This window comes from Paenibacillus aurantiacus, assembly GCF_042431225.1.
Lineage (GTDB): Bacteria > Bacillota > Bacilli > Paenibacillales > Paenibacillaceae > Paenibacillus_Z > Paenibacillus_Z aurantiacus.
Genome location: NZ_JBHMDO010000027.1, coordinates 1 through 15294 on the forward strand (window position 1 = coordinate 1; position 15294 = coordinate 15294).

General features: G+C 57.0%; 18 protein-coding genes, 1 riboswitch and 1 other annotated feature. Of the genes, 8 read left to right on the forward strand and 10 right to left on the reverse strand.

Annotated features, from left to right (window positions below):
• Positions 1-171: 171 nt before the first annotated feature.
• A complete protein-coding gene (locus ACFFSY_RS16740) occupies positions 172-378 on the reverse strand; it encodes a DUF5316 family protein (RefSeq protein ID WP_377496030.1) in 207 nt (68 codons plus the stop codon).
• 277 nt (positions 379-655) lie between these two features.
• A riboswitch (cyclic di-AMP (ydaO/yuaA leader) is annotated at positions 656-967 on the forward strand.
• A 108-nt stretch (positions 968-1075) separates the two neighbouring features.
• Here ACFFSY_RS16740 and ACFFSY_RS16745 point away from each other — a divergent pair.
• Positions 1076-1747, forward strand: a complete 672-nt coding sequence (locus tag ACFFSY_RS16745; protein ID WP_377496136.1) for a 3D domain-containing protein — start codon at positions 1076-1078, stop codon at positions 1745-1747.
• A gap of 86 nt (positions 1748-1833) precedes the next feature.
• On the opposite strand, the gene ACFFSY_RS16750 is transcribed toward ACFFSY_RS16745, so the two are convergent.
• Positions 1834-2730, reverse strand: a complete 897-nt coding sequence (locus ACFFSY_RS16750; RefSeq protein ID WP_377496032.1) for a polysaccharide deacetylase family protein — start codon at positions 2728-2730, stop codon at positions 1834-1836.
• A gap of 185 nt (positions 2731-2915) precedes the next feature.
• Between ACFFSY_RS16750 and ACFFSY_RS16755 the strand changes: the two genes are divergently transcribed.
• Positions 2916-3878 (forward strand): alpha/beta fold hydrolase, encoded by a 963-nt coding sequence (locus tag ACFFSY_RS16755; RefSeq protein WP_377496034.1) that lies wholly within the window; start codon positions 2916-2918, stop codon positions 3876-3878.
• Positions 3879-3975: 97 nt separating this feature from the next.
• Here the strand turns inward: ACFFSY_RS16755 and ACFFSY_RS16760 are convergent, their stop codons facing one another.
• A complete protein-coding gene (locus tag ACFFSY_RS16760) occupies positions 3976-5226 on the reverse strand; it encodes a methyl-accepting chemotaxis protein (protein WP_377496036.1) in 1251 nt (416 codons plus the stop codon).
• Positions 5227-5505: 279 nt separating this feature from the next.
• On the opposite strand from ACFFSY_RS16760, the gene ACFFSY_RS16765 reads away from it, so the two are divergent.
• Positions 5506-5928, forward strand: a complete 423-nt coding sequence (locus ACFFSY_RS16765; RefSeq protein ID WP_377496038.1) for an O-methyltransferase — start codon at positions 5506-5508, stop codon at positions 5926-5928.
• A 120-nt stretch (positions 5929-6048) separates the two neighbouring features.
• Here the strand turns inward: ACFFSY_RS16765 and ACFFSY_RS16770 are convergent, their stop codons facing one another.
• The 3 genes from ACFFSY_RS16770 to ACFFSY_RS16780 all read right to left on the reverse strand — a co-directional run bounded on the left by ACFFSY_RS16770 (position 6049) and on the right by ACFFSY_RS16780 (position 8373).
• A complete protein-coding gene (locus tag ACFFSY_RS16770; RefSeq protein ID WP_377496040.1) occupies positions 6049-6279 on the reverse strand; it encodes an alpha/beta-type small acid-soluble spore protein in 231 nt (76 codons plus the stop codon).
• Between the two features lie 98 nt (positions 6280-6377).
• Entirely contained in the window at positions 6378-7304 is a 927-nt protein-coding gene (locus tag ACFFSY_RS16775; protein WP_377496042.1) for a TIGR03943 family putative permease subunit, read from the reverse strand.
• Positions 7305-7338: 34 nt separating this feature from the next.
• Complete coding sequence (locus tag ACFFSY_RS16780; RefSeq protein WP_377496044.1) at positions 7339-8373, reverse strand: permease; 1035 nt, start codon at positions 8371-8373, stop codon at positions 7339-7341.
• 158 nt (positions 8374-8531) lie between these two features.
• Positions 8532-8780: a binding site (T-box leader), on the forward strand.
• 423 nt (positions 8781-9203) lie between these two features.
• Between ACFFSY_RS16780 and trpS the strand changes: the two genes are divergently transcribed.
• The gene (trpS, locus tag ACFFSY_RS16785; RefSeq protein ID WP_377496046.1) at positions 9204-10190 is read left to right on the forward strand and encodes a tryptophan--tRNA ligase; all 987 of its coding nucleotides are present in this window, start codon (positions 9204-9206) and stop codon (positions 10188-10190) included.
• A gap of 44 nt (positions 10191-10234) precedes the next feature.
• Here the strand turns inward: trpS and ACFFSY_RS16790 are convergent, their stop codons facing one another.
• Positions 10235-10411 (reverse strand): DUF5325 family protein, encoded by a 177-nt coding sequence (locus ACFFSY_RS16790; RefSeq protein ID WP_377496048.1) that lies wholly within the window; start codon positions 10409-10411, stop codon positions 10235-10237.
• A gap of 134 nt (positions 10412-10545) precedes the next feature.
• On the opposite strand from ACFFSY_RS16790, the gene ACFFSY_RS16795 reads away from it, so the two are divergent.
• On the forward strand, positions 10546-10770 hold the full coding sequence (locus ACFFSY_RS16795; protein WP_148932012.1) for an alpha/beta-type small acid-soluble spore protein: 225 nt from the start codon (positions 10546-10548) through the stop codon (positions 10768-10770).
• A gap of 160 nt (positions 10771-10930) precedes the next feature.
• Here the strand turns inward: ACFFSY_RS16795 and ACFFSY_RS16800 are convergent, their stop codons facing one another.
• Positions 10931-11917, reverse strand: coding sequence for a metal-dependent hydrolase (locus ACFFSY_RS16800; protein WP_377496050.1), 987 nt, complete (start codon positions 11915-11917; stop codon positions 10931-10933).
• Between the two features lie 99 nt (positions 11918-12016).
• Here ACFFSY_RS16800 and ACFFSY_RS16805 point away from each other — a divergent pair, with 99 nt between their 5' ends.
• On the forward strand, positions 12017-12298 hold the full coding sequence (locus ACFFSY_RS16805; RefSeq protein WP_377496052.1) for a hypothetical protein: 282 nt from the start codon (positions 12017-12019) through the stop codon (positions 12296-12298).
• Here the strand turns inward: ACFFSY_RS16805 and gerQ are convergent.
• Both gerQ and ACFFSY_RS16815 read right to left on the reverse strand, forming a co-directional pair.
• Positions 12295-12978, reverse strand: coding sequence for a spore coat protein GerQ (gerQ, locus tag ACFFSY_RS16810; RefSeq protein WP_377496054.1), 684 nt, complete (start codon positions 12976-12978; stop codon positions 12295-12297). The genes ACFFSY_RS16805 and gerQ overlap by 4 nt on opposite strands.
• 80 nt (positions 12979-13058) lie before the next feature.
• The gene (locus ACFFSY_RS16815; RefSeq protein ID WP_377496056.1) at positions 13059-13481 is read right to left on the reverse strand and encodes a cell wall hydrolase; all 423 of its coding nucleotides are present in this window, start codon (positions 13479-13481) and stop codon (positions 13059-13061) included.
• Positions 13482-13743: 262 nt separating this feature from the next.
• On the opposite strand from ACFFSY_RS16815, the gene cyoE reads away from it, so the two are divergent.
• Together cyoE and ACFFSY_RS16825 are read left to right on the forward strand one after the other, a co-directional pair.
• Complete coding sequence (gene cyoE, locus ACFFSY_RS16820) at positions 13744-14604, forward strand: heme o synthase (protein WP_377496058.1); 861 nt, start codon at positions 13744-13746, stop codon at positions 14602-14604.
• 59 nt (positions 14605-14663) lie between these two features.
• Entirely contained in the window at positions 14664-15290 is a 627-nt protein-coding gene (locus ACFFSY_RS16825) for an SCO family protein (RefSeq protein ID WP_377496060.1), read from the forward strand.
• Positions 15291-15294 lie beyond the last annotated feature (4 nt).

Below are 15294 nucleotides of genomic sequence, written 5' to 3' on the forward strand. Positions count from 1 at the left end.
GGGAATCCGGGAACAACAGCGATCGGAAGAACATGCGACCGCGCAGTGGATGCGGTAACCCAAACATTGCATTTGAAAACGGGGGTGTCCCGACGTCATCTTTTCGATGACTTTTGGGACACCCCCTTTTGTCGGTACGCCGCAAGCGCTAGGATGCCTTAGTACGCATGGCTAAACCAGCCAATTCCAGATCGCGGCCGCTCCCAGCGCGAGCAGGCTTGCCGATCCGACCCAACCGGAGGCTTTCAGTCTCGCCCGTCGGTCTTCCTTGCTCTCCATATAGAAGTTGGCCCGGTTCTGGTCGCCGGATGTAAAGGCACCGGCCAGAATGCCGGCCACTAGCAGACCGATTACGCCTGCGCCGATCAACACGTTCATCCGCTTCTCCTCCTGAACCTTCGTTACCCTGTATAACGCAAGATCCATATGGAAGTTGCGTTCCTGCTCCCCGGGCCGCGCGGAGGTCTGTCAGCCAATGGATTTCGTTGCTGCTGCTTATAACTCTCATCCGGGCAACCGCGTTATTTGCCTTTCGCACATGACCTGGACTATTTTCCCAAATGCCCGCCAAACGTTTATGAACACTGTGTTTATAGCTGACACGGCGCATGCTGCCGCAATTTACCGGTAGGCATCGGGCTAGCGACACTGTAACCTTTAACACGAGCCGAAACTTAAATGTACGGGGGAACTTCGGGAGTATTGGAAGGCCAGTGCTACCCGCCGTGTTCGTTATGACGACACGCGGATCGGAGGGCTGGTGCCTCCCGCCGTGTCGTCGTGACGACACGGATTCTGCAATTCGTCCTAGGGGCTGTCCGGGTAGGCCGCAAGCGGTCAACCGGATAACGTCAGGATGCAAAGCTTGGGGTGAATCGCGAGCGGCGCAAGCCGGGTGCGCGCGTAGGGTCGAACTCCTCGACCCGAATCCGACAACTAACCTCGTAGGCCACATGCATGAGCGGATCGTTTGCGGGCTGTATCAGACCGCTGCTTCCGTTCGCGTTGACGAGAGGCGAGCGTCGCGAATGACGGCGCGTTTCTCGTAAATAAAGGAGGATGTCCATTGTTTACAATGAAGTCATGGAAAAAATGCGCGGCAGCCGCTGTTCTCGGGCTTGCGCTGCTGGCCACGGCTGGCGCCGCAAGCGCGGAAGCAGCGTCGTACAAAGCGACGGACGATGATACGTTCTGGAGTTTGTCCAAGCAGTATGGCGTGTCGGTGGAAGAACTGATGAATGCCAACCCGACGGTCAATCCGCTGAACATCTACGCGGGACTTACGATCTCGATCCCGGACGGCGACAGCAAGCCGCAGCAGCAGTCTATTGTGAAAGCAAAAGCTCAACCCGTCATGAGAACGATGGCGGCCGAGCTTCCGGCGGTCGAATCCGAGCCGACGCTGACAGTGAAAGGCAAATCCGTGGCGTACACGGATGCGCTGCATGTCAAAGCGAGCGCTTATACGGCCGCGGCGGGCGAGAATGGTTGGGGCGCCGTGGATTATTTCGGCAACCCCTTGAAGGTCGGGACCGTTGCGGTTGACCCGGCGCTCATTCCGCTCGGCACCAAACTGTACGTGACCGGGTATGATTACAACGGTCTGCCAGTAGGCGGCATGTTTGCCGTCGCGTCCGATATGGGCAGCGCGATCAAGGGCAACCGCATCGATATCTACGTGCCGTCATCGCAGCAGCAAGCGCGCACGTTCGGTTATCAATATGTCCATGTGTATGTGCTGAAATAGCATGGATGACGTTTGCGCCCGATCGGGCCAACCTGCATAGCGCAAGCGCTGCCCCGTTTCGGGGCAGCGCTTTTGTTCGTTGCGGGCTACCGTTTCGGCCGTGCCGATCGCGCTACTGGGCGGCCGAGCAGCTCCGGCAGCGGGACGATCTCGTAGCCTTTTTTTCGCAAGTATTGGATAAGCTGAGGGAGCGCCTTCACCGTGCCGGATAAGTCTTGGGTTGCGCCGCCTCCCGCATGCTGCAGAATAATCGAGCCTGGCTGGAGCGTGCTTTTGATATTGGCCATGATGCGCGCGCTGCCGATGCTGCGCCAGTCCTCCGAGTCCACGTCCCAATTGACGACGGTGTAGCCGTTCGCTTGCGCCCATTCAATCTGTTTCGGCGTGATGGCTCCGTAGGGCGGACGGAGATAACGAGGGCTGTAGCCGGCCAGCGAGCGCAGCAGCAGATCCGTCTGGGCGATTTGCTGGCTGAACTGGTGAACCGAGATTTTGGGGAACACCGGGTGGTCGTAGGAGTGGTTGGCGATCATATGGCCTTCCTTCCGCATTCTCGCGACCATTGCCGGATAGGCTTTCGCTTTGGACCCGAGCACGAAGAATGTCGCGCGCACCCGGTATTTGGCCAAAATATCGAGCACCTTGGGCGTATATCGGGGATCCGGCACGTCGTCGAACGTCAGCGCGACCTTCATGCTGCCCCGGGAGCCCCGGACGAAAAACGTGCCAGGGTATCGCCGCTGGAGCTCGAGCCACGAAAAGGAGCCGGCCGATCGATTGCCGTTGCGAGCATCGGCAAGGGTTTCGAAGACGGCCCCCTCGGGCGTTGCCGTAGGTGCTTGAACGACTTTCTCGCCGGCGGCAAGCGAAGCTTCATGCAGCGGAGGCGCGGCCGCCTCGCACGAAAGCAGAATCGCAAGGAGGACGAGAACGGTAAGCTGTTTTCCTGCACCCGGTTTACGGATGCCGTCTGCGTCAGCCATCTGGTCTCACTCCTTTTCGGTGGCGAGTGACGGTTTGTTCATTTTCCCACCAGGACGGGGCGAACATGCGCCCGGTTTCTTGAATAAATGCAGGGAAATGAGGGTTTTCATGCTTTACATAGGCGCACCATCGGGCGTAACATGAGAAAATCAGGAAACCAAACCACCGTTAAAGGAGCATGAGCATGCCGCAAATCGATATGCCTCTCGCGCAATTGCAAACGTATACAGGAATCAATCCGAAGCCAGCGGACTTCGAGGAGTATTGGGAACGGGCGCTGGCGGAAATGCGCGCGACGGATCCGCAGGTCGAGCTGATTCCAAGCGACTTCCAAACACCGGCCGCGGAATGCTTCGACTTGTACTTCACAGGCGTCGGAGGCGCTCGCATACATGCGAAATACGCGCGTCCGCGGGGAGCGTCCGAGCCTCATCCGGCTGTGCTCCAGTTTCACGGCTATACGGGCAGCGCCGGCGATTGGAACGACCGTCTGGCTTACGTATCGCTGGGTTTCTCCGTGTTCGCCATGGACTGCAGAGGGCAGGGCGGATCTTCAGAAGATGCGGGTGGCGTGAAGGGCAACACGCATCACGGCCATATCATTCGTGGGCTGGACGACCAACCGGAAAGTCTGCTCTTCCGTCACATTTTCCTTGATACGGCCCAACTCGCGGCTATCGCCATCGAGATGGAGGAGGTCGACGAGAACCGCGTTTATGCGACGGGATGGTCGCAAGGCGGGGCGCTGACGATCGCTTGCGCAGCGCTCGAACCCCGCATTCGGAAAGCGGCGCCGGTGTACCCGTTCTTGAGCGACTACAGACGGGTATGGGAGATGGACTTGGCGAAGGATGCGTACGAGGAGCTGCGCGGGTATTTCCGCCGGTTCGATCCGCAGCACAAGCGGGAAGACGAGGTGTTCACTCGTCTGGGCTACATCGACATTCAACACTTGGCAGGGCGCATACAGGCGGACGTGGTGATGGGCGTAGGCTTGATGGATACAATCTGCCCGCCTTCGACCCAGTTCGCGGCATACAACAAAATTCAAGCCCGCAAGCGGCTGGAAGTGTATCCGGACTTCGGACATGAAGGATTGCCCGGACTCCATGACACGATCATTCAATTTTTCTTGAGCGAGGAATAAGGGGCTTACTGATCGACGACGGCCATCGAACGCGGCTTAAGCGCCAAAAAAAGCGCCTTCCAGATTGCACTGGAAGGCGCTTTTTGGTGTTAGGACCTTACACTTTAAAGACGGACATCGTGCGCTGGAGCTGATTCACATGCTGCTGCATACGCTCGGTCTCTTGAATGACGGATTGGACAGACGCGATCTGCTCGCTCATCGAAGCGGCCACCTCTTCGGTGCCGGCCGCCGATTGCTCCGTAATCGCCGAGATGTTCTGGATCGTCGAGGAGATGCGTCTTGTGCTCTCCAGCATCGCCGCGCTGTCGCTGGCGAACTGGGCAATTTGCTCGGAGATGAATTTCACGCTGCCGATAATCTCCGCGAACGATTGCTCGGTTTGGTGCAGCGCTTCCGTCTGCGTCTTGACGACTTCCTCGTTCACTTGAATGCCGTTGATGGCTTGCTTAACGGCGGCGTCGATGCTCTTCACGAGCGTGAACACTTCCTTGGTTGCCGCGTTCGATTCCTCGGCAAGCTTCCGGACTTCCTGCGCGACGACCGCGAAGCCGCGTCCGTGCTCGCCTGCTCGGGCAGCCTCGATGGAGGCATTCAGCGATAAGAGGTTCGTCTGCTCCGCAATCTCGGAGATCGTGTGCGTGATGGCGGAGATGCCGTCTGCTTTATGCGCCAAATCTTCAATGGAAGCGGCTACATTCGCGGTCGCGTCAATGTTGCGCTTCATCCCTTCGGCCTGGCTTTCAACGGCCTGACGGCCTTTGTCCACGAGCGTGAGCGCAAGCTCGGAACGTTCATTCATCTGCTTGGTCGAGTCGGCGTAGCTGGTGAAGCTTGCTTCCATCTCGCGGATCGAGTCGGCCATGACGTTGATGTCGGCCGAAATCTCGGCTGCGCCCGTAGCTAGTTCCGCCGCGGAAGTCGATACCTGGTCCATCATTTGTTTCAAGTCGGTATTCTTGTAGTAGATCGTGCGGCTGGAGTCGTTGACGACGTTCGAGATACCGGATGTTTCTTTCAGAATGTCGCGGATCTTGACGACCATGCTGTTGAAGGAATGGCCGAGCTCGCCCGTCGAGGACGTATCGAGCGACTGCGTGAAATCGCCCTTGGATACGGAGTAAGCGGCGTTCCGTAGTTCCTCGAACGAATGCGAGAGCGTCTTTTCGAAGAACAGCACGACAGGGTACGTAACCGCTGCCATGACGGCGATGATAACGAGCCCTGACCAGACATTACCGTCAAAGACGAGAAGCGCGATTAGCAGAAGAACGGCAAAAAGGACAACGTTCGCATAAAATCCAACCATGAGCTTCTTACGGACAGATAAAGCATGCAGCCAATTCATAGACCGACCCAGGCCCCTTTCGTTTTTCACCCGTATAGGTATCTTTTTCCTTATTATATCACCGGCACGGGGATTGTCTATATTTGTCTAAAAAGTGGCGAATGAGTCGATTGAATCGGTCGTAATGGCACGCATTAAGGCGATTTGAAAGAAATAATGAAGTTATGTGTAAGTATATTGTAAAAAAATAATTGAAATATGTGAGTCTTTCGTCTTATAATGAGTCCGAAGTACTAAATGGTAAGTTTATGAAAAAATGGTGATGGGGTGTAGAAGACGATGGGGATGGAATCAACGCCGCTTGCGCGGCAAATGGATTACGCGTTTCGACAAATGGAGTCGGAGCTGATTCATTCGGCAGCAGGAACAGTCACGATTCAAATTCGCAATGACGTAATTGGGAAGTATGGGATCTGTCATAATCCGATCGAGAGCCGCAACGGCGTAATTGAAGAGGAGTCCTCCGAATCCGGGCTAAAGGCCGACCAAGTGCTGGCATTCCGGAAGCTGGCGCTTGACGCGCTCCAATATAAACGGGGCTGGACGCACGGGGAGATCCGTTTTGATTTCAGCGTTCGCAAAGGATCGTGGTCGGCTGGCATCACATTCGAATCCAATTACAATATGGCGAATATCGCCAATGGCATGTTCCGTCTGCAGCCGAAGTATGGCGCGCCGCACGCGCTGCGGGATGCGCCATAACGTCGACCGTGACGGCGAAGAAGACCTGACTAGGTTCGCCTGCGTCAGGTCTTCTTGTCTTGTCCTCTAATGCAATCCGGTCATCCTTGCCCGGGGAGACACGAAGGATGCCGGGAATACTTAACGCCCGTATGTACCGGAGATTTGCTGTTCCGCGATTTGAACGAGCTTGCGCGTAATATAGCCGCCTATCGCGCCGGCGTCACGGGTCGCCATGTAACCGTAGTAACCGTCCTGCGGGATTTGGATGCCGAGCTCTTGCGCGACCTCGTATTTCAGTTGGTCCAGCGCTTGAGATGCTTGAGGCACCACCAGTGTATTGCTGCTGCGGGATTGACCTTGTCCTGCCATCTGAATTCACCTCCCTTGTGTAGAGATAGTATGGCTAAGTTGGGAGGGCGTTTATACGAAAACGGATACAGAGGCATTACATGTATTTTTTACCAAATTCATTCGAACTGCTTGTCAAAGTTGTAATCAGGATATACGTACGGCGAGTCCGGCGTTCGAATGGATTCAATGTGCGTGACGAGCAGCTGCAAAATCGTCTCGCCGTCATACTGCCCTTCCTCCAGCGTCCCGGACACTTTCACCCAGGCGTCTTTCCGGAGGGAGGCGGCTTTATCGAAGGTCGCGACCAGCCCGTAAGGCAGCGAGTCGGCCGAGCAGCAGTTCATTGCGAACCGGCTGACGGCGAATTGATCCGCCTTCATCGCCTCGTCGCGGTAGACGAACCCGCTCAGCTCGACTTGCTTGCCGATGAAGTTCTGCCGGTATAAGTCCAGTGTGGTCAGCGTCTCGATGAACCACTGGTCGGGCACGGCGATCGCGGGCTGGGCATACAGCCGTTTGCCATAAGCGGCGTAGCTTGCCGTATACTCGTCGGCGGGGAACGCCGCTTCCGATGAGCCGGCCGACCCGTCCCCATCGCGGATTCCCGAAGCGGGCAGAGAGGGAGGTCCGCTCTCGCCGGGACGGGCGTTCGCGATCGTCTGCGCACCGGCGAACGTGATGCCTTTCTTGGCGGCGAGGGAGCTGCCGAGCGTTGCTTCCGGCAGCAGGAAGCCAAGCGCGAGCGGCAGGACGAACAAGCCGTAGACGATGACGTTTTTCGGGATGGACACCGGCGGTTCGTGGTCGCACCCACAGTCGGCGATTTGCTGGCCTTTCGAAGCCTGAAATGCGGCGTACACTTGATAGATGGCGGCCGCATAGAGGACGAGCGCGGATAGTTTGACCATCGGCGCCATCCGGGGAGCGATATAGAGCGATAATCCGTCGCCTCTGGCAAGATGGACGATGAACAGCGCGAAGCCGCCGAGCAAGACGGCTCTTATTAAGTAATGGACCATGCGTCTGCGGTCGGAAGCGGCCATTGGAATCCCTCCTTTATGAACGATGGGGTGAACGCTACAACCAAAACCGTCCCGTCAGCAGGGAGCCCGCCAACACGAGCGCGAACAGCAGCAGGACGACGGCGGCGACGACTTTGGTGCGGAAGGTGCCGAGCAGCATGAGCACGCTTTTCAGGTCGACCATCGGCCCAAAGACGAGGAAGGCTAGCAGCGCAGATGGCGCGAAGACACCGTTGAACGAAGCGGCGACGAAGGCGTCTGAGGTGGAGCAGAGCGACAACAGAAAGGCCAGACCCATCATGAACGCGCTGCCGGACCAGGTGCCGCTGCCGATGCCGGCCAGCACTTCGCGGTCGACCGACGTCTGTACGATCGCCGTCAGGAACGCGCCAAGAATCACGTATTTGCCGATGTCGAACAGTTCGTCCGAAGCATGCGCAAGCGTCGCGGTCATGCGGCCCCACAATCCTTTGGCCCCTTGCGAGTGGTCGTGCTCATAAATCGAGGTCGAGCCGTTGTTCGCGGCGGCCAGTTCGTAGGCGTCCCGCTTAAGCGGATTGCGCTTCAAGAAACGGCTCAGCAGCAAGCCCAGCACGAGGCAGATCGCAAGCGCGAGCCCAAGCCGGGCGTACGCCATGCCAGGTTGGCCGCGGAAGGCCGCGTAGGTAGAGGTAAACACGACCGGATTGATGACGGGGCCGGCGAAGATGAAGACCATGCCGATGTAAGGGGGCATGCCTTTGCGGATTAGCCTGCGCACGACCGGGATCATGCCACATTCGCACAGCGGGAAGAGCAAACCGAGCAGGCTGCCGAACAGTACGCCGGCCACCGGGTGTTTCGGCGTCAGCCGCGCGATTGTCGCGTCGGAGACGAACACCTGCAGGAGCGCGGAGACGAACACGCCGAGCAGAATGAACGGGAACGTCTCGAGAATAATGCCGAGCAGCAGCAGCTTGAACGATTGCACCGTGGCAGGATCGAGCGACGCGATGGCGCTCAGCCAGCCGTTATCCGCCAGGATCAGCGCCAGCATGGCCAAGCAGCCGGCGGTCAGCAGCGGCATGCCGATCCGGTAAACAGCGGTCATCGGTAATCACTCCTTTCGGGATGGACTAGTCTATAGAAAGAATATGCGGAGCATGGCCCCGGCAGGACAACGGGGAACTTTCTTTTTTTAAGGGAAGGGTAAGCGAAAAGGAAGGGACTTCCATATTGAAATGCGGCGGGTGTGCGAGTATAATCATCCTAAATGCAAGGAAGGGAACAAGTACGCGCGCGAGGAAGCGTCAGAGAGCCGGTGGTCGGTGCGAACCGGTGCGGAAGCGCGATGCGGAATGGATCCCGGAGCAGGGCCGAGGAAACCCGCGCAAGTAAGCGGGACAAGTATGCGGCGCACGCGTCGTTCCGCGTTAAGGAACTCAAGGTTCGTTCCGCTTGCAGCAGAAAGCCGGATACGAACGAATTAGGGTGGCACCACGGTCCTTCGTCCCTTTGCGGATGAAGGACCTTTTTGCGTTCTTTTTAGGTATTTGCATTAGGTAAAGTAAGCGGTGCGAGCGTAATCGTGGCGTACAGCCGACTAATGCACGTGCAAACGCGCGGGAAGATCGCGAAAGTGGTATGTAGCCGACTATTGAGCATGGGAACGTGCGTGAGGATTGCAATAGTGGCGTACAGCCGACTATTGGATGAGGAAACGTGCGGGTCCAACTCTCCAGCTAGCGCAAAGACGGTCGCGTCACGAGCGACAACCACGTGAGCTTTGTCCGAAAGGACAAAAGCGTGCCCTGATCGAAAGCAACCGCCGTCCACCAACCTAGCTATCCATCGCGAAAGCGGGTGTCCAGAGGGCGGAGCCCTTGGGGCCCCCTCGACGGAGGGGGTGGGGGGAGCGACAACCTTAAGGAGGCAACTATTATGAAAAGAGTACTTTCCGGCATCCAGCCGAGCGGCCAGCTTACGCTGGGCAACTACATCGGCGCGATGCAAAATTTCGTCAAGCTGCAAGAAACGCACGAATGTTTCTTCATGGTCGTCGACCTGCACGCCATCACGGTGCCGCAGGAGCCGGCCGCGCTGCGCGAGCAGTCTGAGTCAGTCGCGGCGCTGTTCATCGCGGCGGGTATCGATCCTGCGAAAGCGAGCGTCTTCATGCAGTCGCATGTCCCGGCACACGCCGAGCTCGGCTGGTTGTTCACGACGCTGGCCTATATGGGCGAGCTGGAGCGCATGACACAGTTCAAAGATAAATCGTCCGGCAAAGATTCCGTCGGCGCGGGCTTGTTCGTCTACCCGACGCTCATGGCAGCGGACATTCTGCTCTACAATGCGGATCTCGTGCCGGTCGGCGACGACCAGAAGCAGCATCTGGAGCTGACGCGCGATCTGGGTCACCGGTTCAATGCGCGGTTCGGCGACTACTTCACGATTCCGGAGCCGTATATTCCGAAGGTCGGAGCGAGAATCATGTCGCTGGACGACGCCTCGAAGAAAATGAGCAAGAGCAACCCGAATCCGGCCAGCTATATCGCGCTGCTGGATCCGCCGGACGTCATTCGCAAGAAGCTTAGCCGGGCGACGACCGATTCGGGCCGAGACGTCATCTACAACCCCGCCGAGAAGCCGGAGGTCAGCAACCTGATGAGCATCTATTCGCACTGTTCCGGTCTTTCGCTGGATGAGATTCAGGCGAAGTATGAAGGACAAGGTTACGGAGCGTTCAAAAAAGATCTCGCCGAGCACGTCGTCGCGACGCTCGAGCCGCTGCAGCAGCGCTACCGCGAGATCCGCGAATCGGGCGAAATCCACGCGATTCTGAAGCAGGGCGCGGAGCGGGTTGCCGAGGTGGCGAACAAGACGGTCCGCGACGCGAAAGAGAAGATGGGTTTCCTGCCGGCGCAATAGTCCGGCTAAGGGCATAGGACGAAAAACAAACGCCGCGGAGGGGATTACCCCTGTCCGCGGCGTCTTTGTTTGGCCTTTACGATAAATCCCGCGCCGATGCAGCCCATCGTCAGGACGAAGAGTAGAAGGGTCAGCCAAGCGCTGTGCGCGATCGAGATAGCCGTTGCGGTCATCAAGATGACGGAGACGACGGCGAACAGCAAGGAGAGAGACTTGGACATGGGGCAAAAGCTCCTTTGAAAAGTTTTTAAAAATGAAGTGAAATCTTGAGCATATTCTTGCGACCTGCGTATCATAATAAGCTTGCAAGCTTGCAACACATACAACGTGAAGAGGATGAAAGGAGAAATTCCACATGGCAGGACAATCTCGCAGCAGCAATACGCTGGTCGTACCTCAAGCAAGCGCGGCACTTAACCAACTGAAATACGAGGCTGCACAGGAACTGGGTATCCAAATTCCTGCTGACGGTTACTACGGCAACTTCGCAACACGCGACGCCGGTTCGCTTGGTGGTTACATCACGCGCAAACTGGTGCAAATCGCCGAGCAACAACTGTCGGGTTCGCAGTTCCGTTAATTCGGACAAGCAAGGCCAAGGCTCAAGGGAAACCTTGAGCCTTTTGTTTGCGTCGCAAACGTAAAGCCAGATAGGCAGACAAGCAAAAATCCCTTCTTCATTGTGCAAGAAGGGATCGCTTTGGTCAAGCGTGAACAACTGGCATCCAGCAAGGCGGAATTCAATAGGTATTCATGCGCAGCCGCTTCTGCAGCCTCTCGTCGCTTAGCCAGCCAACATAGGACCCGAGCGTCTTGTAGTCGCTGTCCATCAGCAGAACCCCGACGAACGGATACTGCTTGCGATGCCGGTAGCGTACGTCGCACCAGCGGACTTCATAGCCCCACGAATGCTCGCGCACTTCCGCGCAGGCGAATGAGGTGAAGGAGAGGAACGAGCGGATGGAGATGTCCTGCTTGGACCGCTCGACCGCCTCATGGGTGGAGCAGCGGGCGCTGTCGATCCAGCGGAGCCGTCCTTGCTTCAGATCGCCGATCACGTAGGAGCCGTCCGCGCGCTGCTTCACGACGTTCCAGTCATAGAGGGAGATGGTCGGGATAATCATATAGTCGTCTTCCGCTTCGTGTTGGTCATCCAAGCTCGGCAGCTTGCGCAAAATCATACGATGGGAGACGGTTCGCCATATATAGTAGACGATGATCAGCGCGTACAGCGCCGGGAATAGGTCGGCGGGATCGAAGGCCCGCAGCGCCCATAGAACGATCGCGATAATATGCGACGTGAAAATAATGGGATCGAAAATATGGATGATGTTCCAGGAAATCCATTTTTTCGTGAACGGTCGCATCGCCTGTGTCCCGTAGGTATTGAACAAATCCGAAAAGACGTGAACGACGACGGCCAGCAATACCCAACCGGCGACATGCGCCCAGGGTAGTCCGAAATTAAAGCCGAGTTGCAGCAGCAGCGTGATCAATGCCGTCCAAATCGCGATAGCAGGCAAGGAGTGCGACATGCCGCGGTGATTGCGGATGTATATCGCATTGCCTTTGAAACGAAGCAGCGTATCCAAATCCGGGGCCTGGGAGCCGACTACGGTACCGATGAGTACCGCCGCGTACACCGTCTGATCGGAAGCGACCACGGGGTCGACGGAGGCGAGACCGGCGAGTCCGAGTCCCATGACCAAATGCGTTCCGCTATCCATAATAAGAAGCACCTGCCCGTGAAATGTTATACTTCTATATTGTACGTTTCAGTATCATCTGAATCGCGGGTTATTATAACGGAAGGGAAGTTTTCGCCCATGGTAATCTGTTTCGTCGAGTACCGGATTATGCCGGAGCATGAAGAAGAATATCGGTCTTGGATCGCGCGGCGGGCGGAGGAGCCCGGCGGGTTCAAGCTATATGAGGGCACCGACCAGCCGCTGCTGTTCGTCGAAGTGTGGGAAGCTGGCGACGCGGAAGCCGCCGAAGCGATAAAAAAAGAACGCTGCAATGAGCGTTCTTCATGGCGCATCATGTCGGATTGGATTCCGGGCGGCGCCGCCAAGCTTCATGCATGGACGTTTCGTCCCGCTCTTTAGCGCCCATTCGACGCGGGCAGCGTCGTCGCGGCAGGCGTCCCGCTGTTCATTGGCGTCATATTCGAGATCGTCATGCCTTGGAACGTGTATTGGTAGTTGATCTCGCCCTCGAATTCCACGTAATCCAGGTTCAGCATCAGCAGCAAGAAGCGCTTGCCCGTCGTCGGATCGCTAATAATAATGTGGTCGCGGCCGGCCGCTTCGATGATGCCTTTGAAAATTTTGGCGTTCCATTCGCGATTATTCTCATATGTCATGTAGAACGTCGCGAACTTGCCGCGGTTCAGGCGCAGAATATTCTCGATGTAGGATTCCTCGACGACCGGAACCGTGACGATATTGCCGCCGCCCGGCGTGATAATCGATCCGTTAGGTACGCCGGTGGGAACGCCGGCTTGCTGGGATTGGACGCCGGCAACGGCCGTTGGCAGCATTGTCGGCATGCCCATCATGGATGGAGCTGCGCCGCCCATCACAGAAGGAGCTGCACTGCCCATCATGGCCGGAGCCGCGCTGCCCATCATGGATGGAGCCGCTCCGCCCATCATGGATGGTGCTGCACTGCCCATTATGGATGGGGACATCCCCATGCCAGGGTATGGCGTCGCGTAGCCGTAACCTCCCCAGTTTGCCGTATTCGCCGGACTTACTGCACCTTTGTACCCGTAACCGTTAGACATGATTCCATTTCCTCGCTTTCTGATCATGAACATAAATTCGTCTTGCGCTTTTCGGCCTCTCGTTGCTTTGCTACCTTCAACTAATACACGTTCGGGCAATCCGCACTGGTCGGCCGGTAGAAACAGTGCGACTTGAACCGGCCCGCGTTCCATTGGTCGAACCATTGGCCCGGGCAACCGGCGGCGGGTTTGAAGAACCAGAGCGCGTTGGACGCGGGATGCTGCCGTTCGCCGTTGATCGTCCGTTTGGCCAGCCGAATCTCCCGGTCGCGGGCGCCTTGATAAAAGTAGCTTTTCTGCGTCGCTTCAAAGCCTCCCGGACTTTGGAAAACCATCTGCGGGATTGAACGAATATTCTTGAAGTCAAGACAGCCGCCTCTGACACGATTGACGCCGACGTTGCCGACCATCAGCATACCGAGGTCGCCTTCGCCTTCCGCCTCCGCCCGCATCAACCGGGCTAGCATCTTAATGTCCTCCGAGTTCGCTTTAATGACTCCCATGCTGGTGGAATCTCACTTCCTTTGCGCTCAGTTGGGCGTTTAACCACAAGACCATCATATTAGGCTGGGAGCAAAAGGGTTCCACCCGTATATCAGCTTCTTGCCACCGCTTGCCCAGCCGCCCGCGCTAAACCAACAAATTCTTGAACAACGGGCTCGAAGATTGTCAAAGGATCGCGGGTTGAGGTATGATTAACTACGATTTATTACCAAGAGACGTTAGATGCGTCTCTTGCGGTATCGGAACAGGGAGGCTCGCTGTGTGTTAAAAGAATATGTGGCCCTGACCAAGCCGGGATTGCTGCGGCTGAATGCGTTCGCGGCTTTCGGCGGATTCTGGGTTGCTTCCAAATGGGATATCGACTGGCTGCTGCTTCTCTATATGCTGATCGGAACCACGTTCACGATGGCGTCCGCTTGCGTCATCAACAATTACTGGGACCGCGAACTGGACAAGAAGATGGAGCGGACCCAGAAGCGCGCCCTCGCCGAAGGACGTCTGAAGCCGGGCGCCGTGCTGGCATACGGCATCGTGCTCGGTATCGTCGGACTTGCCATTTTGTTCGCGCTCGATGCGCTTCTTGGTTGGCTAGGTGTCCTGGGCATTTTCGTCTATGTGGTGATTTATACGATGTGGTTGAAGCGCTCGTCGACGTGGAGCACGTCGATCGGCGGCGTCTCCGGCGCCATGCCCCCGGTGATCGGGTATTGCGCGGTCGCGGGCGAGGTCGATATGGGCGCGTGGCTATTGTTCGCGCTGCTGTTCCTCTGGCAGCCGCCGCACTTCTGGTCGCTTGCGATTCGACGCGTGGAGGAGTACCGCGCCGCCGGGTTCCCGCTGCTGCCTGTCGTGAAGGGCGTGCGACGGACGAAGCTGCAGATGCTGCCGTACATCGTGCTGCTCGTACCGAACGTCATTTTGCTTTATACATACGGCTACGTAGGGCTTGTCTTTCTGATCGTGGGTTCGCTGTGCGGTATCGCCTGGCTCGTCCAGACGGTGATGGGGTTCGGGAAAGAAGGCGAGAGAGAGACGAAGTGGGCGAAGGTCAACTTTTTCTACTCCATTAACTACTTGATGGTCGTCTTTTTGCTAATGATCGTCAACACAACCTGGTCTTAAATTCGTGAAGCGGCACCTTCGGTCAAGATGGCGCCGTTTTTGCTTGGGAGGAACGAAACATGGCATTCGTACGCAGACATGCATTCAAAATCGCGCTGTTCGCGCTGTGCGCAGCGATGGGGATTTATTTGCTCGTCTCCATGCAGGAGAAGAACACGGTCAATTTTGAAATGGACAAACCCGCGCCGAATTACGCAATGACCGATCTGGATGGCAACCAGGTACAGCTGTCCGATTCGAACGGCAAGGTTCGGTTGATCTACTTCTATTACGCGAATTGTCCGGATATTTGCCCGCCGACGACGTTCCTGATGAGCGAGCTGCAGAACGAGCTGAAGAAGGACGGCACGTTCGGCAAGGACGTGGAGTTCCATTCGGTCACCTTCGATCCGGAGCGGGACAAGCCGGACGCGGTACGGAAGTTTATCGCCAATATTCCGAACGAGATCGACCAGACGGGCTGGAAATTCCTCAGCATGGATAACGAGGAGGAGACGAGCAAGCTGATGACCGAATTCGGCCTGATGCTGCAGAAGGACCCGGCGACGAAGCTGTACACCCACAGCGACTTGATCGTCTTCGTCGACAAGAAGGGGAATATTCGCAAATATGTGCGCGGCTCGCTCGACGAGCTGATGACGGCTGACAAGCTGAAAGAAATCACCGACGCGCTGCTGGACGACTAAGGAA